We start from the raw sequence: 19,395 nt of genomic DNA on the forward strand, positions 1-19,395 counted from the left end.
CGGCCTCAAGCCGGGGCGCCGCACTGACGATCCCACCCGTGTGACCGACCTGTTCGAGCCCACCCGCCGCGCCGACTGCCGCCCGCTGCTGGCCGACCCCGACGACCTCACCGTCGTGCACTCCCCGGTGGTCGACCTGGCGTCCGGCGAGGTGACCGGCTGGACGGCCGCCGCCCGCTTCCCCGGCACCGCCGCCCCCGACGTCTGGTTCGCCGCCGCGCACGACGCCGGCCTCGCCGGTCCCGTGCAGGCACTGCTGCTGCAGACCGCGCTGGCCCGCCGCCCCGACTCCGGTCAGCTGCACGTACCGGTCGACCCGTGGCTGCTCGGCGCACCCGTCGTGCACACCGCGCTGGACGTCCCGCTGGCCGGCGTCGTCCTGGAGCTGACCGACGCCAAGGTCGACGACGACGCCGCGCTGCTGCGCCGGTGCGCCGTCCTCCGCGAGCGGGGCGCGCTGCTCGCCGTCCCCGCGCCGCTGGTGCACCGCCTGCCGCAGCTGCCCGCCGACGTCGTCGTCCTGCCCGCCGCCCTGGTGGCCGGGCTGGCCGGCGACGCGCGGCGGACCGCCGTGGCCGCCGGGGTGCTGGCCTACGCCGACCGCGCCGGGGCGACCGTGCTGGCCGACGGCGTCGAGACCGACGCCGAGCTGACCGGCCTGCTCGAGCTCGGGGTGCACGCCGCCCGCGGCTGGCTGCTCGGCCCCACCGCCGAGGGCTTCGGACCGGCCGCACCCCGGGTGCTGCGCGCGCTGCGCACCCGGGCCGCCCGCGACGCGCGGGACGACACGGTCGCCGGCCTGCTGCGCCCGGTGCGCACCTGGTCGCCGGGCAGGGACGACCGGCAGCTCACCCCACCGGTCGTGGTCCTCGACGACGCCGGCCGCCCGGGCACGCTGTCCCTCGTGGACGCCCGCAGCGGCGCCTGGTTCGAGGCCCCGGCCTCGCTGGTGCTGCCCGTCGACACCCCCGTCGCCGAGGCCCTGCGCCGGGCGCTGGCCCGTCGCCCCGCGGTGCGCTTCGACCCGGTGCCGTGCACCGGCCCCGGGGGCGCCGTCGTCGGCCTCGTGCGCGTCGAGGACCTCGCCGGCGCGCTCGGCGCGAGCTGACCCGAGGGCGGCGACCGCACCCGGTCACAGCACGCCGGTCCGGGCCAGCTCCTCCGCGAGGTCGACCACCCGCACGTTCCGCTCCTGCGAGGTGCGCGACAGCAGGGCGAACGCCTGGGGGGCGGTCAGGCCGTAGCGGGCCATCAGGATGCCCTTGCCCTGTCCGATGACGTCCCGGCTGCGGAGCGCCTGCTCCAGGCCGACCCGGACGGCGGCCGCCCCGAGCGCGGTGGCCGCCCGCGCGGCGAGCGCGCCGGCCAGCTCCCGGGCGGCCGGGTCGAAGGCGTCGGGGCGGTCGCTGTGCAGGGTGAGCACCCCGACCAGCTGCCCCTCGTGGACCAGCGGGATCGTCAGCACGCTGCGGGCCGCCTGCCGGGAGGCCTGCCGGGCGAGGCGCGGCCAGCGCTCGTCGCGGTGCAGGTCCGCCACGTGCACGGTCGCCCGCAGCCGCCGGGCGTCGTCCGCAGGACCCTCGCGCGCGCTGACCTGGAGGGCCGTCAGGGCAGCTGCGTCGACGCTGCTGCACGTCGCGTCGGCGGGCGTCCGGCGGCCGGATGCGCCGCACACGGCCACGTGGTCGGCCGCGGGGACGTCGGCCGCGAGGCGGGCGACGACCACCTCACGGGTGGCCGCGAGATCCGCCCCGGTCACGGACAGCGCGAGGTCGAGCTCGACCAGCGCGGTGCACCTCGCCTCCGCGCCGTGGGCCCCCGGCGGAGCCGCCGACCGCTCGCCGGCGGCGTCGACCAGCTCGAGGGCCGGGGGCACGCGCGGGACCAGGGTCAGCACGGGCACGTCCGGTGCGGCCGGCCGGTCCGCCAACCCCACGAGGGTGACCATCCGGGAGACCAGACCCGGGGCGCAGAGCAGGACCAGGGGCACCCCGCGCCGGCGCGCCGTCCGGCTGGCACCGAGCAGGCAGGCCAGCCCGCGGGCGTTGATGAACTCCAGCTGCCGCAGGTCTAGGGTCAGCCCACCGGGCCGGGCCGCCCACGTCCGGGCCAGGACGCGCGCCAGGGGGCCGGCACCCAGGTGGTCCAGCTCGCCGACCAGGGTGAGCGTCACCGTTCTCGCCGCCCCGACGTCCGCGTGCACGTGCAACAGGTCGTCCATCCGGACCACCGTCCGTCGGCTCCCGCTCATGCCCCACCCCTCGGATCCAGGGGTTGCCGGGTCCGGGGCCACCAGCGCCAGGACGGCGCACCGCAGAGGTTAACGGCCCCGGGAACCCGCCGCCACCGTCAGGTCGGGAGGACGCCCCGACCGGCGACGACGGCCGCGGCGACCTCGCGCAGCCCGTGCCCGCTGCGCCGCGCGTGGCCCCGCATCAGCGTGAACGCCTCGTCGACGCCCACCCCGGCGCGCTGGGCCAGCATGCCCTTGGCCTGCTCGAGCAGCACCCGGCTGTTGAGCGCCTGCTGCAGCTGGTCGGCGAGCACCTGCCGGGCCGCCATGGTGCGGTCGGCGATCAGGGCCACCGTGGCGACGTCGGCCAGCGCCCGGGCCAGCTTCAGGTCACCGCCGACCAGCGCGCCCTCGCCCTTCCGGAAGATGTTGAGGGCGCCGATGACCTCGCTGCGCAGCCGCATCGGCACGGCCTGCGCGGACGAGAAGCCCGCCGCCTCCACGGCGGGGGCGAAGGTGGGCCACCAGGCCCGCACGGTGGCCAGGTCCGCCGGCGTCACGGGCTCACCGGTGCGGAAGCAGTCCACGCACGGGCCGGCGTCCGCCTGCAGCTCGAAGAGCTCCAGGGCCTCGACGGCGTGGCTGTTGGAGGCCACCACCTGCAGCGTGCCCGTGGCGTCGGCCAGCATGATGCCGGCCGCGTCGGCGTCCAGCAGCCGCAGCGCGTGGTCGATCAGCCGGTGCAGCAGATCCGTGACCTCGAAGTCGTCGACCAGGCAGTCCGCCAGCTCCACGAACGCGTCGGCGATCAGGTCCTCACGGGTGCTCATCTGGGTTCCTCTCGGGGTCAGCTGAGGGAGTGTCGCCGGTGGGTCGGCCGTGCGGGGGGACGTCGAACCTCGTGCGGCGGGCCACGACGTCGGTGGCCAGGTCGCGCAGCGACCGCCCGGCGCCGAACGCGCGTGCCCGCAGCTCCAGCAGCGCCTCGCCCAGGTCCATGCCCAGCTGCACGGCGACCATGCCGGCGGCCTGGTGCACGACGGGGCGGATGTCGGCCAGGTCGGCCAGGACGTCGGCGTTCCCGCCGGCGCCCCCGACCTCGTCGACGTCGGCGAGCAGCAGCAGCACGGCGGTCGCCGCCTGGCCGTAGACGACGAGGTCGCGGGCGGACTCGACCGCGAGGGGGCCCGGGGTGCCGCAGTAGACGTCCAGCACCCCGACCAGCACGGCACCGACCTGCAACGGGACGCTCGTGGCCGCGGCGATCCCGGCCTCGGCGGCGCTGCGGCCGAACTGCACCCAGCGGTCGTCGCGGGCGAGGTCGGGGGCGTGCACGGTGCGCCGGTCCCGGGCGGCCAGGCGGCACGGACCCTCGCCGAGGGCGAACTGGAGGTCCTCACCGACCTGCCCGGCACCGCGGGAGGCGGCCAGGACGCCCACGGGCCCGCTGTCGTCGGCGACGGCCAGCCCGACACCGGCCGCGCCCAGGTGCCGCTGGCAGTCGACCACCAGGGCGTCCGCCCAGATCGAACGATCACCCTGCGACACGACCGAGGCGAGGACGTCGGCCACCACGAGCCGGCCCCCGGGGCGGTCGTCGGTCACCCGGCGCCGAGCAGGCAGCACACGTTCACGGGGACTCCTCAGGACTCCGGTGGGTCACCACCAGGTCCAGGGCAGCGCAGCGAACGATAACCCCCGCGCGCCCGCCCCGTCAGCTCGAGGCGTCGTCCAGCGCCGCCCGCTCGTCGTCGGCCAGGCGCAGGTCCAGCATCGGCAGCAGGTCGGCCAGCTGCTCGACCGAGCGCCCGCTGGCGATCGGGGCCACCACGGTGGGCCGGTCGGCCAACCAGCGCAGCGCGACGGCCGACCCGGTCGTGCCGTGCGCGTCGGCCACCTGCTGCAGGGCCGCGAGCACCCGGTCGCCCTGCTCTCCCACGTAGGCCGCGGCGCCCTTCGCCCGCGGGGAGTCGACCGTCTCCCCGGCCCGGTACTTGCCGGTCAGGAAGCCCTTGGCCAGCGAGAAGTACGGCAGGGTGCCCAGCCCGCGCTCGGCGACGACGTCGCGCAGCTGGTCCTCGTAGGCCGGGCGCTCCATGAGGTTGTAGTGCGGCTGGAGCGCGACGTAGGGGCTCAGGCCGAGGTCCCGCTGCAGGTCCAGGGCCTGCCCGAGCCGGTCGGCGGAGTAGTTCGAGGCCGCCACGTGGCGCACCTTGCCCGCCTGCACCAGCTCGTCGAAGGCCCGCAGGGTCTCCTCCAGCGGCGTGGTCTCGTCGTCGTAGTGGGCGTAGTACAGGTCGATGGTGTCGACCTGCAGGTTGCGCAGCGAGCGCTCGGCCGCGGCGCGGATCTCGGGCGCCGACAGCGGGTGCTCCTTCTCCCCCGGCGAGGCCTTGGTCGCCACGACGACGCGGTCGCGCGCCCCGCGCTCGGCCATCCACCGGCCCAGGATCTGCTCGGACAGCCCGTTGCCGTACATCTCGGCCGAGTCGACGAACGGGGACTCCGTGGAGGGCACCGCGTCGGCGAAGCGGTCCAGCAGGGCGAACGAGGTGGCCTCGTCCGCCGTCCAGCCGAACACGTTCCCCCCGAAGCAGAGGTCGCTGACGATCAGGTCGGTCCCGGGGAGCTGCGGCATGCCCCGAACGTACGACGCGGGTGCCTGGTGGGTCGGATGAGGTGGGAAAACCCCGGGAATCCGGGCCTCTGACTGGCCACGGGGCGCCACGGCATGGCAACGTGCCCGTCGTCCCTGGTCGACGACGTGGTCGACCAGACCGCCCACGGCGGGGTACGCGCCCGCTGTGGATGCCCCTGCCGGGGAGGTCCACCGCCGTGGTGGGCCGCACAGACCACCGAGAGGAACCACCGTGAACAAGGCCGAACTCGTCTCCGCCATCTCCAAGCGCGCCGACGTGCCCGCCGCCACCGTCGACTCCGTCATCGCCGCCCTCGGCGAGGAGTTCGTGGACGCCCTCACCCGCGGCGAGAAGATCGCCGTCGCCGGGCTGCTGACCCTCGAGCGCAGCTCCCGCTCGGCCCGCACCGGCCGCAACCCGCAGACCGGCGAGTCGATCGAGATCGCCGCCTCGAACACCGCGAAGCTGACCGCCGGCTCGAACCTGAAGAAGGCCGCCGCCGCCGTCCCCGTCTCCTGAGCTCGTCGGCAGCGCCCGTCCCCACCCGGGGACGGGCGCTGTCGTACGTCGGGGGCAGGATGCGGACGTGCTCACCGTGGAGACCGACCCCGCAGCCGTAGGACTCGACGCCGGCCGGCTGGCCCGCCTGGACGCCCGGCTGGCCCGCTGGGTCGACGACGGGCAGCTGCCCGGGTTCCTGGTCACCGTCGCCCGGCACGGGGAGCTGGCGCACGTCGGCACCTACGGGCACCGCGACGTCGAGGCGCAGCTGCCGGTCACCGCCGACACCATCTGGCGGATCTTCTCGATGACCAAGCCGGTCACCTCGGTGGCGGCGATGTCGCTGTACGAGGAGGGCGCCTTCGAGCTCACCGACCCGATCAGCCGCTGGCTGCCCGAGTTCGCCGAGCCCCGGGTGTACGTCGCCGGCAGCTCCGCCAAGCCGGTCACCGAACCGGCCACCGAGCCGATCCGGGTGTGGCACCTGCTCACCCACACCTCCGGCCTGACCTACGGCTTCCACCACACCCACCCGGTCGACGCGATGTACCGCGCCGCCGGGCACGAGTGGGGCACCCCGCCGGGCGCCGACTCGGCCGAGGTCAGCCGGCAGTGGGCCGCGCTGCCGCTGGTGTTCCAGCCCGGCAGCGAGTGGAACTACGGCGTCTCCACCGACGTGCTCGGCCGGTTCGTCGAGGTGGTCGCGGGCAAGCCGCTGGACGAGGTGTTCGCCGAGCGCGTGCTCGGCCCCCTCGGCATGACCGAGACCTCGTTCGGCCTGCGCCCGGACGACGACCCCGCGCTGCTGGCCCGCCTCTACGCCCCGGGCCTGACCCCGCTGGCCGCCTTCGAGCCGGCCGCGAAGCAGCGCCCGGCGTTCCTGTCCGGCGGCGGCGGGCTGGTCTCGACGGCCGGCGACTACCTGAAGTTCGTCGAGATGCTGCGGGCCGGCGGCGCCACGCCGTCCGGCGACCGGGTCCTGGGCTCGCGCACGCTGGCGCACATGGTCCGCAACCACATCCCGGGCAACGCCGACCTCGAGACCTACGGCCGGCCGCTGTTCGCCGAGACGCCGCTGCGCGGGGTGGGCTTCGGCCTGGGCTTCTCGATGGTGCTCGACCCGGCCCGGTACGGCGTCGTCAGCTCGGTGGGTGACTACTCGTGGGGCGGCGCGGCCTCGACGGCGTTCTACGTCGACCCGGTCGAGGACCTCACCGTCACCTTCTACACCCAGCTGCTGCCCTCGAGCACCCTGCCGATCCGCTCCCACCTGCGCCAGCTGGTCAACCAGGCCCTGCGGTAGTGCTCGCGCCGAGCCGGGAGACGCTGCACGGCTGGTTCGATCCCGACCTGCCCCCGGCGCTGACCGTCGACCCCGGGGCCACGGTCACGATCGGCTGCCTGGACTCGGGGTGGTCCACCGGTCCCCACGACGGCGGCGACCTGGCGGCCCGCGAGCGGCACCCCGCGTGGGAGCCGGGTACCGGGCACGCCCTCACCGGGCCGGTCGCCGTCCGCGGGGCGCGGCCGGGCCAGGTGCTGTCCGTCCGGGTGGACGACGTCGTCCCCGGCGCCTTCGGGACGACGTACTGCGGCCTGCGCGACACCCCGCTCAACCGCAGGCTGGGGGTGCTCGACGACCCGGTCGTGCTGCGCTGGACCATCGCCGACGGCGTGGCGACCACCCAGCACGGCCACCGGGTCGCCGTCGCGCCCTTCCTCGGGGTGGTGGGGGTGCCGCCGGCCGAGCCGGGTCGGCACTCGACGGTGCCGCCGCGGTGGCACGGCGGCAACCTGGACTGCCGAGAACTGGTGGCCGGGTCGACGCTCTACCTGCCGGTCACCGTCCCCGACGCGCTCCTGTCGGTCGGCGACGGGCACGCCGCGCAGGGCGACGGCGAGGTCAGCGGCACGGCGATCGAGTGCCCGGTCGACGCGACGCTCACCCTCGACGTGCTGGACGACCTGCACGGGCTCGAGCTGCGCACGCCGGTCGCGCACACCCCGGCCGGCTGGGTGGCCATGGGCGTGGCCGACGACCTGGACACCGCCACCGGTCACGCCCTGGACGCCGTGCTCGACCTGATGGGCGCCCTGCACGGGGTCGGCCGGTCCGAGGCGCTGGCCCTGGCCTCGGTGCTGGTCGACCTGCGGGTGACCCAGGTGGTCAACCAGGTGGTCGGCGTGCACGCCCTGCTGCCGCCGGGCCGCCTGCTGCCGCGCTAGGTTCCCGGGATGGCCGCCACCGGGTTCCACACCGCCGACGAGCTCAACGCGCTGCTGCCGGGCACCCTGCCGGGGCTGGTCGGCGTCGTCGTCGACACGCACGAGACCGGCCGGCTGACAAGCCACCTCGACGTCCGGCCCGAGGTGCTGGCACCCAACGGCTACCTGCACGCGGCCACGGTCGTCGCGCTCGCCGACACCTCCTGCGGGCTGGCCACCCGCGCCCTGCTGCCCGACGACGCCACCGGGTTCACCACGATCGAGCTCAAGAGCAACTTCCTGGGCACCGCCCGCGAGGGCCGCATCGACTGCGTGGCCACCGCCGTGCACGCCGGGGGCACGACCCAGGTGTGGGACGCCGTGGTCAGCAACCCGGCCACCGGGAAGACCGTGGCGCTGTTCCGCTGCACGCAGCAGGTGCTCCGGCCCCGCTGACACCGGTCACCGGCCGGGTGTGAGACTGGCGCCACGCTCACCCCTGGAGGACGTGTGACCCTGGCCAGCCGTTTCCCCGACGTCGAGATCCCCGATCTGCCCGTGCCCGCCTACGTGCTGGCCCGGTCGCCGGAGCTGGGCGACGCCCCGGCCCTGGTCGACGGGCTGAGCGGGGAGACGATCACGCACGGTCAGCTCGTCGCGTACGTCGACCGGTTCGCCGCCGCGCTGCACGCCCGGGGGCTGGGCAAGGGCGACGTCGTCGCGGTGTTCTCGCCCAACACCATCTGGTTCCCGGTGGTCTTCCACGGCATCGCGGCCGCCGGCTGCGTGATGAGCCCGATCAACTCGCTCTACACGCCCGACGAGATCGCCTTCCAGCTGAAGGACGCCGGCGCGAAGCTGCTGGTCACGGTCTCGCCGTTCCTCGACCGGGCCCGCCCGGCGATGGAGTCGGCGGGCGTCACCGACCTGGTGGTGCTCGAAGGCGCCGAGGGCGCGGACTCCCTGCGCGACCTGCTCACCAGCGGGGCGCCCTCGGTCAGCCCCGACATCGACCCGGCCACCGACCTGGTCACGCTGCCCTACTCCAGCGGCACCACGGGGCTCCCCAAGGGCGTGATGCTCACCCACCGCAACCTGGTGGCCAACGTGGCGCAGACCCGCCCGCTGATCGACCTGGCACCCGACGGCGAGCGGATCATCGCCGTCCTGCCGTTCTTCCACATCTACGGGCTGACCGTGCTGATGAACCAGGGCCTGCAGTGGGGCGGCGCGATCATCACCCTGCCGCGCTTCGACCTCGAGCAGTTCCTCCGCGCGATCCAGGACCACAAGGTGACCCGGGCATTCGTGGCGCCGCCGATCCTGCTGGCGCTGGCCAAGCACCCGCTGGTCGACCAGTTCGACCTGTCCAGCCTCCGGTCGGTCACCTCGGGCGCCGCCCCGCTGGACGAGTCGCTGGCCTTCGCCGCGCAGGACCGGTTGCGCAGGCTCGCCGGCACCGGCGAGGACGGCGTCACCGTGGCGCAGGGCTACGGCATGACCGAGCTGTCGCCGGTCAGCCACACCACCCCCGACGCCGGTCTGCAGCCCGAGGGTGCCGGCGACACCCCCAAGGGCACGGTCGGCTACGCGATCCCCAACACCGAGTGCCGGCTGGTCGACCCGGCCACCGGCGAGGACGCCGCCGCGGGCGAGCGCGGCGAGCTGTGGGTGCGCGGGCCGCAGGTCATGGCCGGCTACCTGAACAACGACCAGGCCACCCGCGACACCCTGGACGGCGAGGGCTGGCTGCGCACCGGCGACGTCGCGGTGGTGGACGACGCCGGCCGGTACACCGTGGTCGACCGGGTCAAGGAGCTGATCAAGTACAAGGGCTACCAGGTGGCCCCGGCCGAGCTCGAGGCCGTGCTGATCGCCCACCCGCAGATCGCCGACGCCGCCGTCATCGGGGTCGAGGACGCCGAGTCCGGCGAGGAGCTGCCCAAGGCGTTCCTGGTGCGGGCACCGGGCGTCGAGATCACCGAGGACGAGGTCAAGGCCTACATGGCCGAGAAGGTGGCCCCGCACAAGAAGATCCGCCTGGTCGAGTTCATCGAGACGGTGCCGAAGTCCGCCGCGGGCAAGATCCTCCGCAAGGAGCTCCGCAGCCGCTGACCCGCCCACCGAGACCGCAGGACGACGACGGCGACATCCCGCACACCGGGGTGTCGCCGTTGCGGTTCTGCATGATCACGGCCGGGGCAGGCCCTTCCGCCAGGCGCTGAAGCTGCTCACCGGGCCCGCGTGCGGACGGCGCAACCACGGCCACGGGTGCACCTCCACCGGCGCGACCACCCGCGCCCGCTCGCGGAAGCCGGGCACCGGCGCGTGCGTCACCGCCACCGGCCGGCCGGCCAGCACCTCGGTCGGCGATCCCAGGTGCAGCTCCACCTCCCGGTCCTCCGCGAGCTCGGCGAGGGTCTCGGCGAGGAAGACCAGCCGCTTCGAGGCCAGCTGCAGCCGGGCCAGCAGCGGCTCGTCGAACACGAACACCACCGGCAGGTCGGGGTGGGCGGCCAGCGCGGGGTCCGTCGTCCCCAGCGACTCGGCGGTCAGCCAGACCGCCTCAGGCGTGCCGCCGGACTCCACCGACGAGGGCCCCGCGGTCACCCCGGGCGAGGGGTCGGCGGCCATCAGCGGCTCGCGCTCCAGCCAGCGGGTCGGCTGGTCCTCGGGCCAGGCCTCGATCGGGCAGTCGGCGGCCAGCGGGCAGCGTTCGCACAGACCCGGCGCCCGCTTGCGCACCTGCCAGCGCGAGAAGCCGTGGGCCTTGCCGTTGCCGGCGCCGACCGTCCACTGCCAGCCGACCCGGTTGGCCGCCCGCGACCCGTCGATCAACCGGGCGAACAGCTCGTCGTCGCCGGCCGCCCAGTCGTGCCCGGCCCGCACGGTCCACTGCGAGGACACCCACATCCGGGTCTGGTTGACCAGCCACCCGTCGTCGTCCAGCTCGCCCAGCACGGTGTCCAGGCAGAGCATGTCGCGGGGCCACGGCTCCTGCCAGCGCGCCCGGCCGCGGGCCGGCTCGGCCCGCAGCGCCGAGCGGGTGCGGGTGCCCAGCCGGGCGTAGAGGTGCCGCGAGTACTCCTGCCAGAGCAGCTCGTCGCGGTACTTCGAGCGGTCGCGGGTCGGGGCGTCGGCCACGGCGTCCCACACCTCGGGGAGCTGGAGGAGCCCGTGCCGGATCCACGGGCTCATGGCCGAGGCACCGCGGCGGCTCTCGGGCAGCACCTCGTTGCGGCGCGAGGCGTACCCGGTGATGTCCAGGGTGGCCAGCGCGGCGTCGGCCGCGGCCTGCCCGCCGCGGAACCGGCCCGAGGGGCGGACCTCGTCGTCCCGGTGCAGGTGGCCCAGGTGCTCGCCCACCCAGGCGGGGACGGCGTCGACGGCGGGGACGGGCAGCTGGCTCACCGCTCCACCCTGCGGGTTCCCGGCCGGGCGCGCCGGACGGGCGCGGCCTACGGTCGGGCCCATGCGCGCGATCACCATCGACTCCCCCGGCGGCCCCGAGAAGCTCGTCTGGGGCGAGCTGCCCGACCCCACCGCCGGGCCCGGGGAGGTCGTGCTGGACGTCGTGGCCAGCGCGGTCAACCGGGCCGACCTGCTGCAGCGCGAGGGCAACTACCCGGTGCCCGCCGGCGCCAGCGAAGTGCTGGGCCTGGAGTGCAGCGGCATCGTCGCCGAGGTCGGCCCGGGGGTCGAGGGGTGGCAGGTCGGCGACGAGGTGTGCGCGCTGCTGGCCGGCGGGGGCTATGCCGAGAAGGTCGCCGTCCCGGCGGCGCAGCTGCTCCCCCGCCCCGCCGGCGTCGAGCTGGCCTCGGCCGCCGCGCTGCCCGAGGTGGCGTGCACGGTGTGGTCCAACGTCTTCCTGCGGGCCGGGTTGACCCGCGGCGAGCTGCTGCTCGTGCACGGCGGCGGCAGCGGCATCGGCACCATGGCGATCCAGCTGGCCAAGCGCGCCGGGGCGAGGGTGGCCACCACGGCCGGCAGTGCCGAGAAGCTGGCGTTCTGCCGCGAGCTGGGCGCCGACATCACGATCAACTACCGGGACGAGGACTTCGTCGAGGTGGTCAAGGCCGCCGGCGGGGCCGACGTCGTCCTGGACAACATGGGCGCGGCCTACCTGGCCCGCAACGTCGACGCGCTGGCCCCCGACGGCCGGATCACCATCATCGGCATGCAGGGCGGGGTGAAGGGCGAGCTGAACATCGGGGCGCTGCTGGCCAAGCGCGGCAGCGTGCACGCGATGGGCCTGCGCGGCCGGCCGGTCGAGGGGCCCAACGGCAAGGCGGCGATCGTGGCCGCCGTCCGCGCGCACGTGTGGCCCGACGTCGAGGCCGGCCGGGTGCGCCCGGTGGTGCACACCCGTCTGCCGATGGCACGGGCCGGCGACGGCCACCGGATCCTCGAGGAGAGCTCCCACACCGGCAAGGTGCTGCTCGTCAACGACTGATGGAGTCAGGCGAGGGCGGCGATGGACTCGACCATGTGGTCGACCTCCTCGACCGTGTTGTAGTGCAGGATGCCCAGCCGCACGGCGCCGCCCTGCTCGTTGACCCCGAGGGCGTCGAAGAGCTCGCGGGCGTAGTAGTCGCCGTCCCAGGCGCAGATCGTGCGGCGGGACAGCTCGCGGGCGACGGCCCGCGGCGTCATCCGGGACACCGTGAACGACAGCGTGGGCGTGCGGTACAGCGGCGACCCCAGCACCTGCACGTGGCGCATCGAGCGCAGCGCGCGGTCCAGCCGGTCGAACAACGCGCTCTCGTACCGGACGACGGCGGCCATCGAGGTCTGCAGCCGCTCACGGCGGGTGCCCGCGGCGTCGGGGGCGAGCGCGGCGAGGTGGTCGACCGCGGCGGCCACCCCGGCGTAGAGCTCGAAGGTGGCGGTGCCGGTCTCGAAGCGGTCGGGGACCCGGTCGGAGGCCGGCACCAGCTTGTCCGGCGTCAACGTCTCGAGCAGGGCGGGGTCGGCGACGACGGCCCCCACGTGCGGCCCGCACCACTTGTAGGCCGACAGCGCCAGGAAGTCCGCCCCGGTGGCGGTGAAGTCGATCAGCCCGTGCGGGGCGGCGTGCACGCCGTCCACGTAGACCAGCGCACCCACGGCGTGCGCGCGGTCGGCGATCGCCCGGACGTCGGGGCGGGTGCCGATCGCGTTGCTGGCCATCGTGACGGCGACCAGGCGGGTGCGGTCGGTGAGCAGCTCGTCGTACTGCCACTCGGGCAGCTCGCCGGACTCGATGTCCACCTCGGCCCACTTGACCAGCAGGCCCGCCTCCTCGGCCAGCTGCACCCACGGGCGGATGTTGGCGTCGTGGTCGAGCCGGCTGACCACGATCTCGTCGCCGGGCCGCCAGGTCTTGGCCAGCGTGCGGGCCATCGAGTAGGTCAGCGTGGTCATGTTCGGCCCGAGGACGACGCCCTTCGGGGTCCCGCCCACCAGGTCCGCCACCGCCGAGCGGGCACCGGCGACCAGCTGCTCGGCCCGCGCGGAGGACGGGAAGACCCCACCGCGGTTGGCGATCGGCACCCGCATGGCCTGGGACACCGCACGCAGGACGCTCTCGGGGACCAGGGAGCCGGCCGGGCCGTCGGCGTGCACGAAACCGTCGGAGAGCCCGGGGAACAGGCCGCGGACGCGGGCGACGTCCAGCTGCGCGGCCCCCGGTTGCATACCTCAGACCCTAAACCGAGGCCGGTCACCGTGAGGGGCCGCTCCGTCACAGGGAGGGCCGAGGAGCTGCGCGGGCCGGCCGCGGGCAGGATGGTGGGCATGACGACACCCGGAGCGAACGACGAGCAGACCCGCGGCCGCCAGGTCGTCGTCGTCGGACCCGACGGTCAGCCGGTGGGCACCGTCCCGATGCCGGACGGCGACGGCGAGAACATCGGCGAGCTGGTCGAGCAGCCGGCCAAGGTGATGCGGATCGGCACGATGATCAAGCAGCTGCTGGAGGAGGTCCGGGCGGCCCCCCTGGACGAGGCCAGCCGCAACCGGCTGCGCGACATCCACGCGGCCTCCATCCGCGAGCTCGAGGACGGCCTGTCGGTCGAGCTGCGCGAGGAGCTGGAGCGGATCACGCTGCCCTTCACCGCCGACGAGACCCCCAGCGACGCCGAGCTGCGCATCGCCCAGGCCCAGCTGGTCGGCTGGCTCGAGGGCGTGTTCCACGGCATCCAGACCGCGTTGTTCGCCCAGCAGATGGCCGCCCGCGCGCAGCTGGACGAGATGCGGCGCAAGGCCCTGCCCGGTGGCCAGCCGGGCGCGGGCCAGCAGGCCGGGGGCGGCCAGTACCTCTGAGGCGCCCTCCCCCACCCGGTGGGCAAAGGAACCTCTGCACCCCCATTCAAGTGCGAAAGGGGGTGCAGAGGTTCCTCTGCCGGGGCGCCGGCAGGACGGATCAGGGCAGCCTGCGCACGGCTCCGGTGTCGGCGCCCGAGGTCAGCGCGGCGTAGGCGCGCAGCGCGCGGGACACCGGGCGGTCGCGCTCGGCCGGCTGCCAGGGCCGCTCGGCGGCGTCCATCTTGGCCCGGCGGTCGGCCAGCTCGGCGTCGTCGACGGCGACCTCGAGCAGCCGGCGGTGCACGTCGATGGTGATGACGTCGCCGTCGCGCACGAGCCCGATCGCGCCGCCGGCGGCCGCCTCGGGCGCCATGTGGCCGACCGAGATGCCGCTGGAGCCGCCGGAGAACCGGCCGTCGGTGATCAGCGCGCACTTCTTGCCCATGCCGGTGCCCTTGAGGAAGGCGGTGGGGTGCAGCATCTCCTGCATGCCGGGCCCACCGGCCGGACCCTCGTAGCGCACGACGAGCACCTCGCCGGCCTGGATGGTCTTCGAGAGGATCACCTCGACCGCGGCCTCCTGGCTCTCGACCACCCGGGCCGGGCCGGTGAAGACCCACAGCTCCTCGGGGATGCCGGCGGTCTTGATCACCGAGCCCTGCGGGGCCAGGTTGCCGCTGAGCACGGCCAGTCCGCCGTCGACGGTGTGCGCGTGCGCGACGTCGTGGATGCAGCCCTCGGCGGCGTCGGTGTCCAGCGAGCTCCACCGGTTCGCGGTGGAGAACGCCTGGGTGGTGCGCACGCCGCCGGGGGCGGCGTGGAACAGCTCGACGGCCTCCTCGGACGCCGAGCCGCCACGGATGTCCCACCGGTCCAGCCACTCGGCCAGCGACCCGGCGTGGACGGCGTGCACGCCCTCGTCGAGCAGGCCCCCGCGGCGGAGCTCACCCAGGATGGCCGGGATGCCGCCGGCGCGGTGGACGTCCTCCATGTGGAAGTCCGAGTTCGGCGACACCTTGGCCAGGCACGGCACCCGGCGGGAGATGGCGTCGATGTCGGCCAGGGTGAAGTCGACCTCGCCCTCGGCTGCTGCGGCCAGCACGTGCAGCACGGTGTTGGTCGACCCGCCCATGGCGACGTCGAGGGCCATGGCGTTCTCGAACGCGGCCTTCGTGGCGATGCCGCGGGGCAGCGCGCTCGCGTCGTCCTCGAAGTACCAGCGCTTCGCGAGGTCCATGACGGTGTGCCCGGCCTGGACGAACAGCTGGCGGCGGGCCTCGTGGGTGGCCAGCGTGGAGCCGTTGCCCGGCAGCGAGAGGCCCAGGGCCTCGGTCAGGCAGTTCATCGAGTTGGCGGTGAACATGCCCGAGCACGAGCCGCAGGTCGGGCAGGCCGACCGCTCGACCTCGCTGAGGCCGGCCTCGTCGACCGCCTCGGACGCCGACGCCGAGATCGCGGTGATGAGGTCGGTGGGGGCCTGGGCGACCCCGTTGACCACGACCGCCTTGCCGGCCTCCATCGGCCCGCCGGAGACGAACACCGTGGGGATGTTCAGCCGCATGGCGGCGTTCAGCATGCCCGGGGTGATCTTGTCGCAGTTGGAGATGCAGACCAGGGCGTCGGCTGCGTGCCCGTTGACCATGTACTCGACGGCGTCGGAGATGACCTCGCGGCTGGGCAGGGAGTAGAGCATCCCGCCGTGGCCCATCGCGATGCCGTCGTCCACGGCGATGGTGTGGAACTCCTTCGGCACGCCGCCGGCCGCGCGCACGGCGTCGGCGACGATGTCGCCCATGTTCTTGAGGTGCACGTGGCCGGGCACGAACTGCGTGTAGGAGTTCGCGATCGCGACGATCGGCTTGCCGAAGTCGTCCTCGCCGGTGCCGGTGGCCCGCCACAGCGCGCGGGCGCCGGCGGCGTTGCGACCCTGGGTGGTGACGTCGGAACGCAGGTGGGGCATCGCGGTTCTCCTATCGCAGCGCGGCCAGGAACCTGGCCACGCCGTCCTCGTCGTTGGTGGTGGTGACGTCGGTGGCCACGGCCAGGACGTCGGGGTGGGCGTTGCCCATCGCCACGGCCCGGCCGCCGCCCTCGCGGACCCAGCGGAAGGCCTCGACGTCGTTGGGCATGTCGCCGAAGAACACGACGTCGGCCGGGCCGAGGCCCAGGTCGGTGCAGACGTCGGCCAGCCCGGTGGCCTTGCTGATGCCCTTCGCGGAGATCTCGGCCATCGCGTCGGAGGAGGAGTTGGTGACCGTCGCCAGGTCGCCGACGGTCTCGGCGACCAGATCCAGGAATTCCGCGCGCGGGAGGTCCTCGTGCCGGGCCAGCAGCTTGGCCACCGGTGCCTGCGTCATCTCCTCCAGCGTCGCCTGCGCGACCCCGGGGGCGTCGACGTCCCAGCGCGGCTGGTAGACCGGCTCGTGGCGGAACTCCAGGCCGTACTCGACGGCGAACCAGGTGCCCGGCTGCGCCCGGCGCAGCCCGGCGGTGACGTGCTGCAGCACCTCGACCGGCATGGGGTGCTCGTGCAGCACCTCGAACGCGCCGAGGTCGAGCTGGACGGCGCCGTTGCAGCAGACGGCGCGACCCTCGCCGAGCACCTCGCGGATGGCCAGCATCCAGCGCGGCGGCCGGCCGGTGGCCAGCACGAACGGAACGCCGTCCTCACCCCAGGCCCGGATCTGCTCCAGGGTGGCCGGCGCGACGGACTCGTCGCTGCGCAGCAGCGTGCCGTCCATGTCGCTGGCGATCAGCTTCGGGGTCCAGCCGGTCACGCGAGGGCCTCCAGGTAGCGGGCGACGCCGTCGGCGTCGTGCCCACCGGTGCGGCCGGTGGCCGCGGCCAGGACCGCGGGGTGGGCGTTGGCGACGGCGACCGAGCGGCCGCCGGCGTCGTTCACGGCGTGGATCATCGGCAGGTCGTTGGGCATGTCGCCGAACACCAGGACGTCGGACATCGGCACCCCGAACCGCTCGAGCGCCACGGCCAGCCCGGAGCCCTTGGTGATGCCCGGCGGCAGCACCTCGATGAAGCCCAGTCCGGCGTGGGTGACCTCGGCGGCCGACGGGTCGGTGACCGAGCGGGCCAGCCGCAGCAGGTCGTCCTGGCCGAGGGTCTCGGAGCGCAGGAACACCTTGAGCACGGGGCCGGCGGGCAGCACCTGGTCGCGCGGCAGCAGGTCGGCCGGCTCGGGGTAGGGCCACTCGAACCCGTGCTGCACCCGCAGCGGCGAGAGGGCCTCGCTCTGGGTGGCGGCGTCCTCGACGGCCAGCACCAGCTCGCCGGTGACGCCCTCGATGGCCTCGATGACCGCCTGCGCCTCGTCGCGCGGGAGCCCGACGGTGCGCAGCACCTCGTCGCGGTCGAGGTCCACCACGAACCCGCCCTGGGCCAGGACGGCGACGCCGCGCCCGCCCAGCGTCGTCCGCACGCTGTCCAGCAGCCGCGGGCCGCGGCCGGTGACGCCCACGACCGGCACGCCCGCGGCCCAGCTGGCGTCCATCGCGGCCCGGGTGCGCTCGCTGACCGTGCCCTGGCTGGTCAGCAGCGTGCCGTCGAGGTCGGTGGCCACCAGCCGGGGCCGCCAGGGCCCCAGATCACCCAGCTCCAGGACGACGTCGCTGCCCGCGCCGCCGCTGTGCTGCGGCAGGGTGTTGGCGACCCGCGCGGGGATGTGCCCCGTCACGCGGACGGTGCGAGCGACATGCCCGGCGTGAGGACGGCGTGCCCGCCCAGCCACGGGCGCAGCGCCACCGGCACGTGCACCGAGCCGTCGGCGCGCTGGTGGAACTCCAGCAGGCAGGCGATGGTGCGGGCGATCGCGCAGGCGGTGCCGTTCAGCGTGGCGACGGTCTGCGGCTTGCCGTCGGCGTCGCGGGAGCGGATGCCCAGCCGGCGGGCCTGGAACGTGGTGCAGTCCGAGGTCGAGGTGAGCTCGCGGTAGGTGCCCTGGGTGGGGAACCACGCCTCGAGGTCGTACTTGCGCGAGGCGCTCGTGCCCAGGTCGCCCGCGGCGATGTCGACCACCCGGTAGGGCAGCTCGAGGGCCTGCAGGAACTCCTCCTCGAACTGCAGCAGACGCAGGTGCTCGGCCGCGGCGTCCTCGGGGGCGCAGAAGCTGAACAGCTCGACCTTGTCGAACCAGTGCACGCGGATGATGCCCTTGGTGTCCTTGCCGTAGGAGCCGGCCTCGCGGCGGAAGCAGGCGCTCCACCCGGCATATCGCTTGGGGCCGGCGGACAGGTCGAGCACCTCGTCGCCGTGCATCGCGGCGATCGGCACCTCGGAGGTGCCGACCAGGTAGAGGTCGTCGCGCTCGACCCGGTAGACCTCCTCGTCGTGCTCGGTGAGGAACCCGGTGGCGGCCATGGCCTCGGGGCGCACCAGGGCGGGGGCCACCACGGGGGTGAACCCGGCGGCGACGGCCCGGGTGATGGCCAGCTGGGCCAGCGCGAACTCCAGCAGCGCGCCCGGGCCCGTGAGGAAGTAGAACCGCGAGCCCGAGACCTTGGCGCCGCGCTCCATGTCGATGGCGCCCAGCGCCGTGCCGATCTCGAGGTGGTCGCGCACCGGGAAGTCGTAGGTGGGCACCTCGCCGACGGTGCGCAGGGTGACCGAGTCGTCCTCGCCGCCGGGGGGCACCTCGGGGGCGACGACGTTGGCGATGGACATGTGCGCCGCGCGCAGCGCCTCGTCGGCGACCCGCGCTTCCTCCTCGGCGACCTTCACCTCGGCGGCCAGCGCCTTGGCCCGCTCGAGCACGGCGGGGCGCTCCTCGGGGGTGGCCTTCTTCACCGACTGGGAGGCGGCCTTCTGCGCGGCCCGGAGGTCGTCGGCCCGGTGCACGGCAGCGCGACGCTCGGTGTCGGCGGCCAGCAGGCGGTCGACCGCCGACTCGTCGTCGCCCCGGGCACGCTGGCTGGCGCGGACGAGGTCGGGGTCATCGCGGAGGAGGCGCAGGTCGATCACCCGTCGATGGTAGGTGTCCGACCCGCCGCGGTTGGTTTCCACCCGGTGGCGCCCGGGCAGACTCCGGGCCTCGGCACGTCGTGCCGTCGACCAGGAGGTCCACCCGCATGTCGCCCCGCCCGCCGCACCGTGGCTGAGTCCTCGCCCGTCTGGCAGGAACGGCGCCCGCCGGCGGCCCAGCAGCTGTGGCACTGGGTGCCCGCCGACCTCACCGACCTGCCCCGCATCCGCCGCGAGCTGCGCGGCAAGCTGGCCGAGCAGGGCACCGAGCAGGCACCGGCCGTCGCCGACCCCGACATGTTCGTGCTCGCCGTCGACGAGCTGATGTCCAACGCCCTGCGGCACGGGCGCACGCCCGTGGTCGTCGACATCGGCCGCACCGACGACGCGTGGCTGCTGACGGTCTGCGACCAGGCGGTCGACGCACCACCGCGCCCGGCGTTCGACCGCGACCCCGCCCAGGGCGGGATGGGGCTGGGCCTCGTGGCGCACGACGCGCTGCAGGAGGGCTGGTACGCCTCCGACGCCGGCAAGCACGTCTGGGTCGTCCTGCCCTAGGCA

The 19,395-nt window shown here is 74.8% G+C and carries 19 protein-coding genes; 9 read left to right on the plus strand and 10 right to left on the minus strand.

Features of this window, described 5'->3' with window-relative positions:
• Positions 1-40 precede the first annotated feature (40 nt).
• On the plus strand, positions 41-1,108 hold the full coding sequence (locus BLS67_RS14870; protein WP_091246601.1) for an EAL domain-containing protein: 1,068 nt from the start codon (positions 41-43) through the stop codon (positions 1,106-1,108).
• 24 nt (positions 1,109-1,132) lie between these two features.
• Here the strand turns inward: BLS67_RS14870 and BLS67_RS14875 are convergent, their stop codons facing one another.
• The 4 genes from BLS67_RS14875 to BLS67_RS14890 form a co-directional block, all read right to left on the minus strand.
• Positions 1,133-2,221 (minus strand): ANTAR domain-containing protein, encoded by a 1,089-nt coding sequence (locus BLS67_RS14875; protein WP_165617606.1) that lies wholly within the window; start codon positions 2,219-2,221, stop codon positions 1,133-1,135.
• A gap of 128 nt (positions 2,222-2,349) precedes the next feature.
• Positions 2,350-3,063 (minus strand): GAF and ANTAR domain-containing protein, encoded by a 714-nt coding sequence (locus BLS67_RS14880; protein WP_091246604.1) that lies wholly within the window; start codon positions 3,061-3,063, stop codon positions 2,350-2,352.
• On the minus strand, positions 3,050-3,838 hold the full coding sequence (locus BLS67_RS14885) for a GAF and ANTAR domain-containing protein (RefSeq protein WP_165617607.1): 789 nt from the start codon (positions 3,836-3,838) through the stop codon (positions 3,050-3,052). The genes BLS67_RS14880 and BLS67_RS14885 overlap by 14 nt, the downstream gene beginning before the upstream one ends.
• A 109-nt stretch (positions 3,839-3,947) precedes the next feature.
• A complete protein-coding gene (locus BLS67_RS14890) occupies positions 3,948-4,871 on the minus strand; it encodes an aldo/keto reductase (protein WP_091246609.1) in 924 nt (307 codons plus the stop codon).
• A gap of 232 nt (positions 4,872-5,103) precedes the next feature.
• On the opposite strand from BLS67_RS14890, the gene BLS67_RS14895 reads away from it, so the two are divergent.
• The 5 genes from BLS67_RS14895 (at position 5,104) to BLS67_RS14915 (ending at position 9,693) form a co-directional block, all read left to right on the plus strand.
• Complete coding sequence (locus BLS67_RS14895) at positions 5,104-5,391, plus strand: HU family DNA-binding protein (RefSeq protein WP_091246611.1); 288 nt, start codon at positions 5,104-5,106, stop codon at positions 5,389-5,391.
• Positions 5,392-5,458: 67 nt separating this feature from the next.
• On the plus strand, positions 5,459-6,676 hold the full coding sequence (locus BLS67_RS14900; RefSeq protein WP_091246613.1) for a serine hydrolase domain-containing protein: 1,218 nt from the start codon (positions 5,459-5,461) through the stop codon (positions 6,674-6,676).
• Positions 6,676-7,599 carry an acetamidase/formamidase family protein gene (locus tag BLS67_RS14905; RefSeq protein ID WP_091246615.1) on the plus strand — a complete coding sequence of 308 codons (924 nt, stop codon included), beginning with the start codon at positions 6,676-6,678 and terminating at the stop codon, positions 7,597-7,599. The genes BLS67_RS14900 and BLS67_RS14905 overlap by 1 nt, the downstream gene beginning before the upstream one ends.
• Before the next feature lie 9 nt (positions 7,600-7,608).
• Positions 7,609-8,034: a PaaI family thioesterase gene (locus BLS67_RS14910; protein WP_091246617.1), complete on the plus strand. Its 426-nt coding sequence runs from the start codon at positions 7,609-7,611 to the stop codon at positions 8,032-8,034.
• Positions 8,035-8,088: 54 nt separating this feature from the next.
• Positions 8,089-9,693: an AMP-binding protein gene (locus BLS67_RS14915; RefSeq protein ID WP_091246620.1), complete on the plus strand. Its 1,605-nt coding sequence runs from the start codon at positions 8,089-8,091 to the stop codon at positions 9,691-9,693.
• Positions 9,694-9,768: 75 nt separating this feature from the next.
• Here the strand turns inward: BLS67_RS14915 and BLS67_RS14920 are convergent, their stop codons facing one another.
• Positions 9,769-10,989, minus strand: coding sequence for an FAD-binding domain-containing protein (locus BLS67_RS14920; RefSeq protein WP_207500622.1), 1,221 nt, complete (start codon positions 10,987-10,989; stop codon positions 9,769-9,771).
• A gap of 61 nt (positions 10,990-11,050) precedes the next feature.
• Between BLS67_RS14920 and BLS67_RS14925 the strand changes: the two genes are divergently transcribed.
• Positions 11,051-12,031: an NAD(P)H-quinone oxidoreductase gene (locus tag BLS67_RS14925; protein ID WP_091246622.1), complete on the plus strand. Its 981-nt coding sequence runs from the start codon at positions 11,051-11,053 to the stop codon at positions 12,029-12,031.
• Between the two features lie 5 nt (positions 12,032-12,036).
• Here BLS67_RS14925 and BLS67_RS14930 read toward each other — a convergent pair whose 3' ends face one another.
• Complete coding sequence (locus BLS67_RS14930) at positions 12,037-13,254, minus strand: cysteine desulfurase-like protein (protein WP_091246624.1); 1,218 nt, start codon at positions 13,252-13,254, stop codon at positions 12,037-12,039.
• Between the two features lie 99 nt (positions 13,255-13,353).
• On the opposite strand from BLS67_RS14930, the gene BLS67_RS14935 reads away from it, so the two are divergent.
• Positions 13,354-13,881 carry a bacterial proteasome activator family protein gene (locus tag BLS67_RS14935; protein ID WP_091246834.1) on the plus strand — a complete coding sequence of 176 codons (528 nt, stop codon included), beginning with the start codon at positions 13,354-13,356 and terminating at the stop codon, positions 13,879-13,881.
• Positions 13,882-13,981: 100 nt separating this feature from the next.
• Here BLS67_RS14935 and ilvD read toward each other — a convergent pair whose 3' ends face one another.
• Genes ilvD through serS form a run of 4 tightly spaced genes read right to left on the minus strand, consistent with a single transcriptional unit; the run spans position 13,982 to position 18,834 of the window.
• The gene (ilvD, locus tag BLS67_RS14940) at positions 13,982-15,823 is read right to left on the minus strand and encodes a dihydroxy-acid dehydratase (RefSeq protein WP_091246626.1); all 1,842 of its coding nucleotides are present in this window, start codon (positions 15,821-15,823) and stop codon (positions 13,982-13,984) included.
• Positions 15,824-15,833: 10 nt separating this feature from the next.
• Positions 15,834-16,640, minus strand: coding sequence for an HAD family hydrolase (locus BLS67_RS14945; RefSeq protein ID WP_091246627.1), 807 nt, complete (start codon positions 16,638-16,640; stop codon positions 15,834-15,836).
• Entirely contained in the window at positions 16,637-17,551 is a 915-nt protein-coding gene (locus BLS67_RS14950) for an HAD family hydrolase (protein ID WP_242654104.1), read from the minus strand. Before BLS67_RS14950 ends, BLS67_RS14945 begins: the two co-directional genes overlap by 4 nt.
• Positions 17,548-18,834: a serine--tRNA ligase gene (gene serS, locus BLS67_RS14955; RefSeq protein WP_091246629.1), complete on the minus strand. Its 1,287-nt coding sequence runs from the start codon at positions 18,832-18,834 to the stop codon at positions 17,548-17,550. Before serS ends, BLS67_RS14950 begins: the two co-directional genes overlap by 4 nt.
• Positions 18,835-18,963: 129 nt before the next feature.
• On the opposite strand from serS, the gene BLS67_RS14960 reads away from it, so the two are divergent.
• Positions 18,964-19,392 carry an ATP-binding protein gene (locus BLS67_RS14960; protein ID WP_091246631.1) on the plus strand — a complete coding sequence of 143 codons (429 nt, stop codon included), beginning with the start codon at positions 18,964-18,966 and terminating at the stop codon, positions 19,390-19,392.
• Positions 19,393-19,395 lie beyond the last annotated feature (3 nt).

It is taken from the genome of Klenkia soli (genome assembly GCF_900103975.1).
Classification (GTDB): Bacteria; Actinomycetota; Actinomycetes; order Mycobacteriales; family Geodermatophilaceae; genus Klenkia; species Klenkia soli.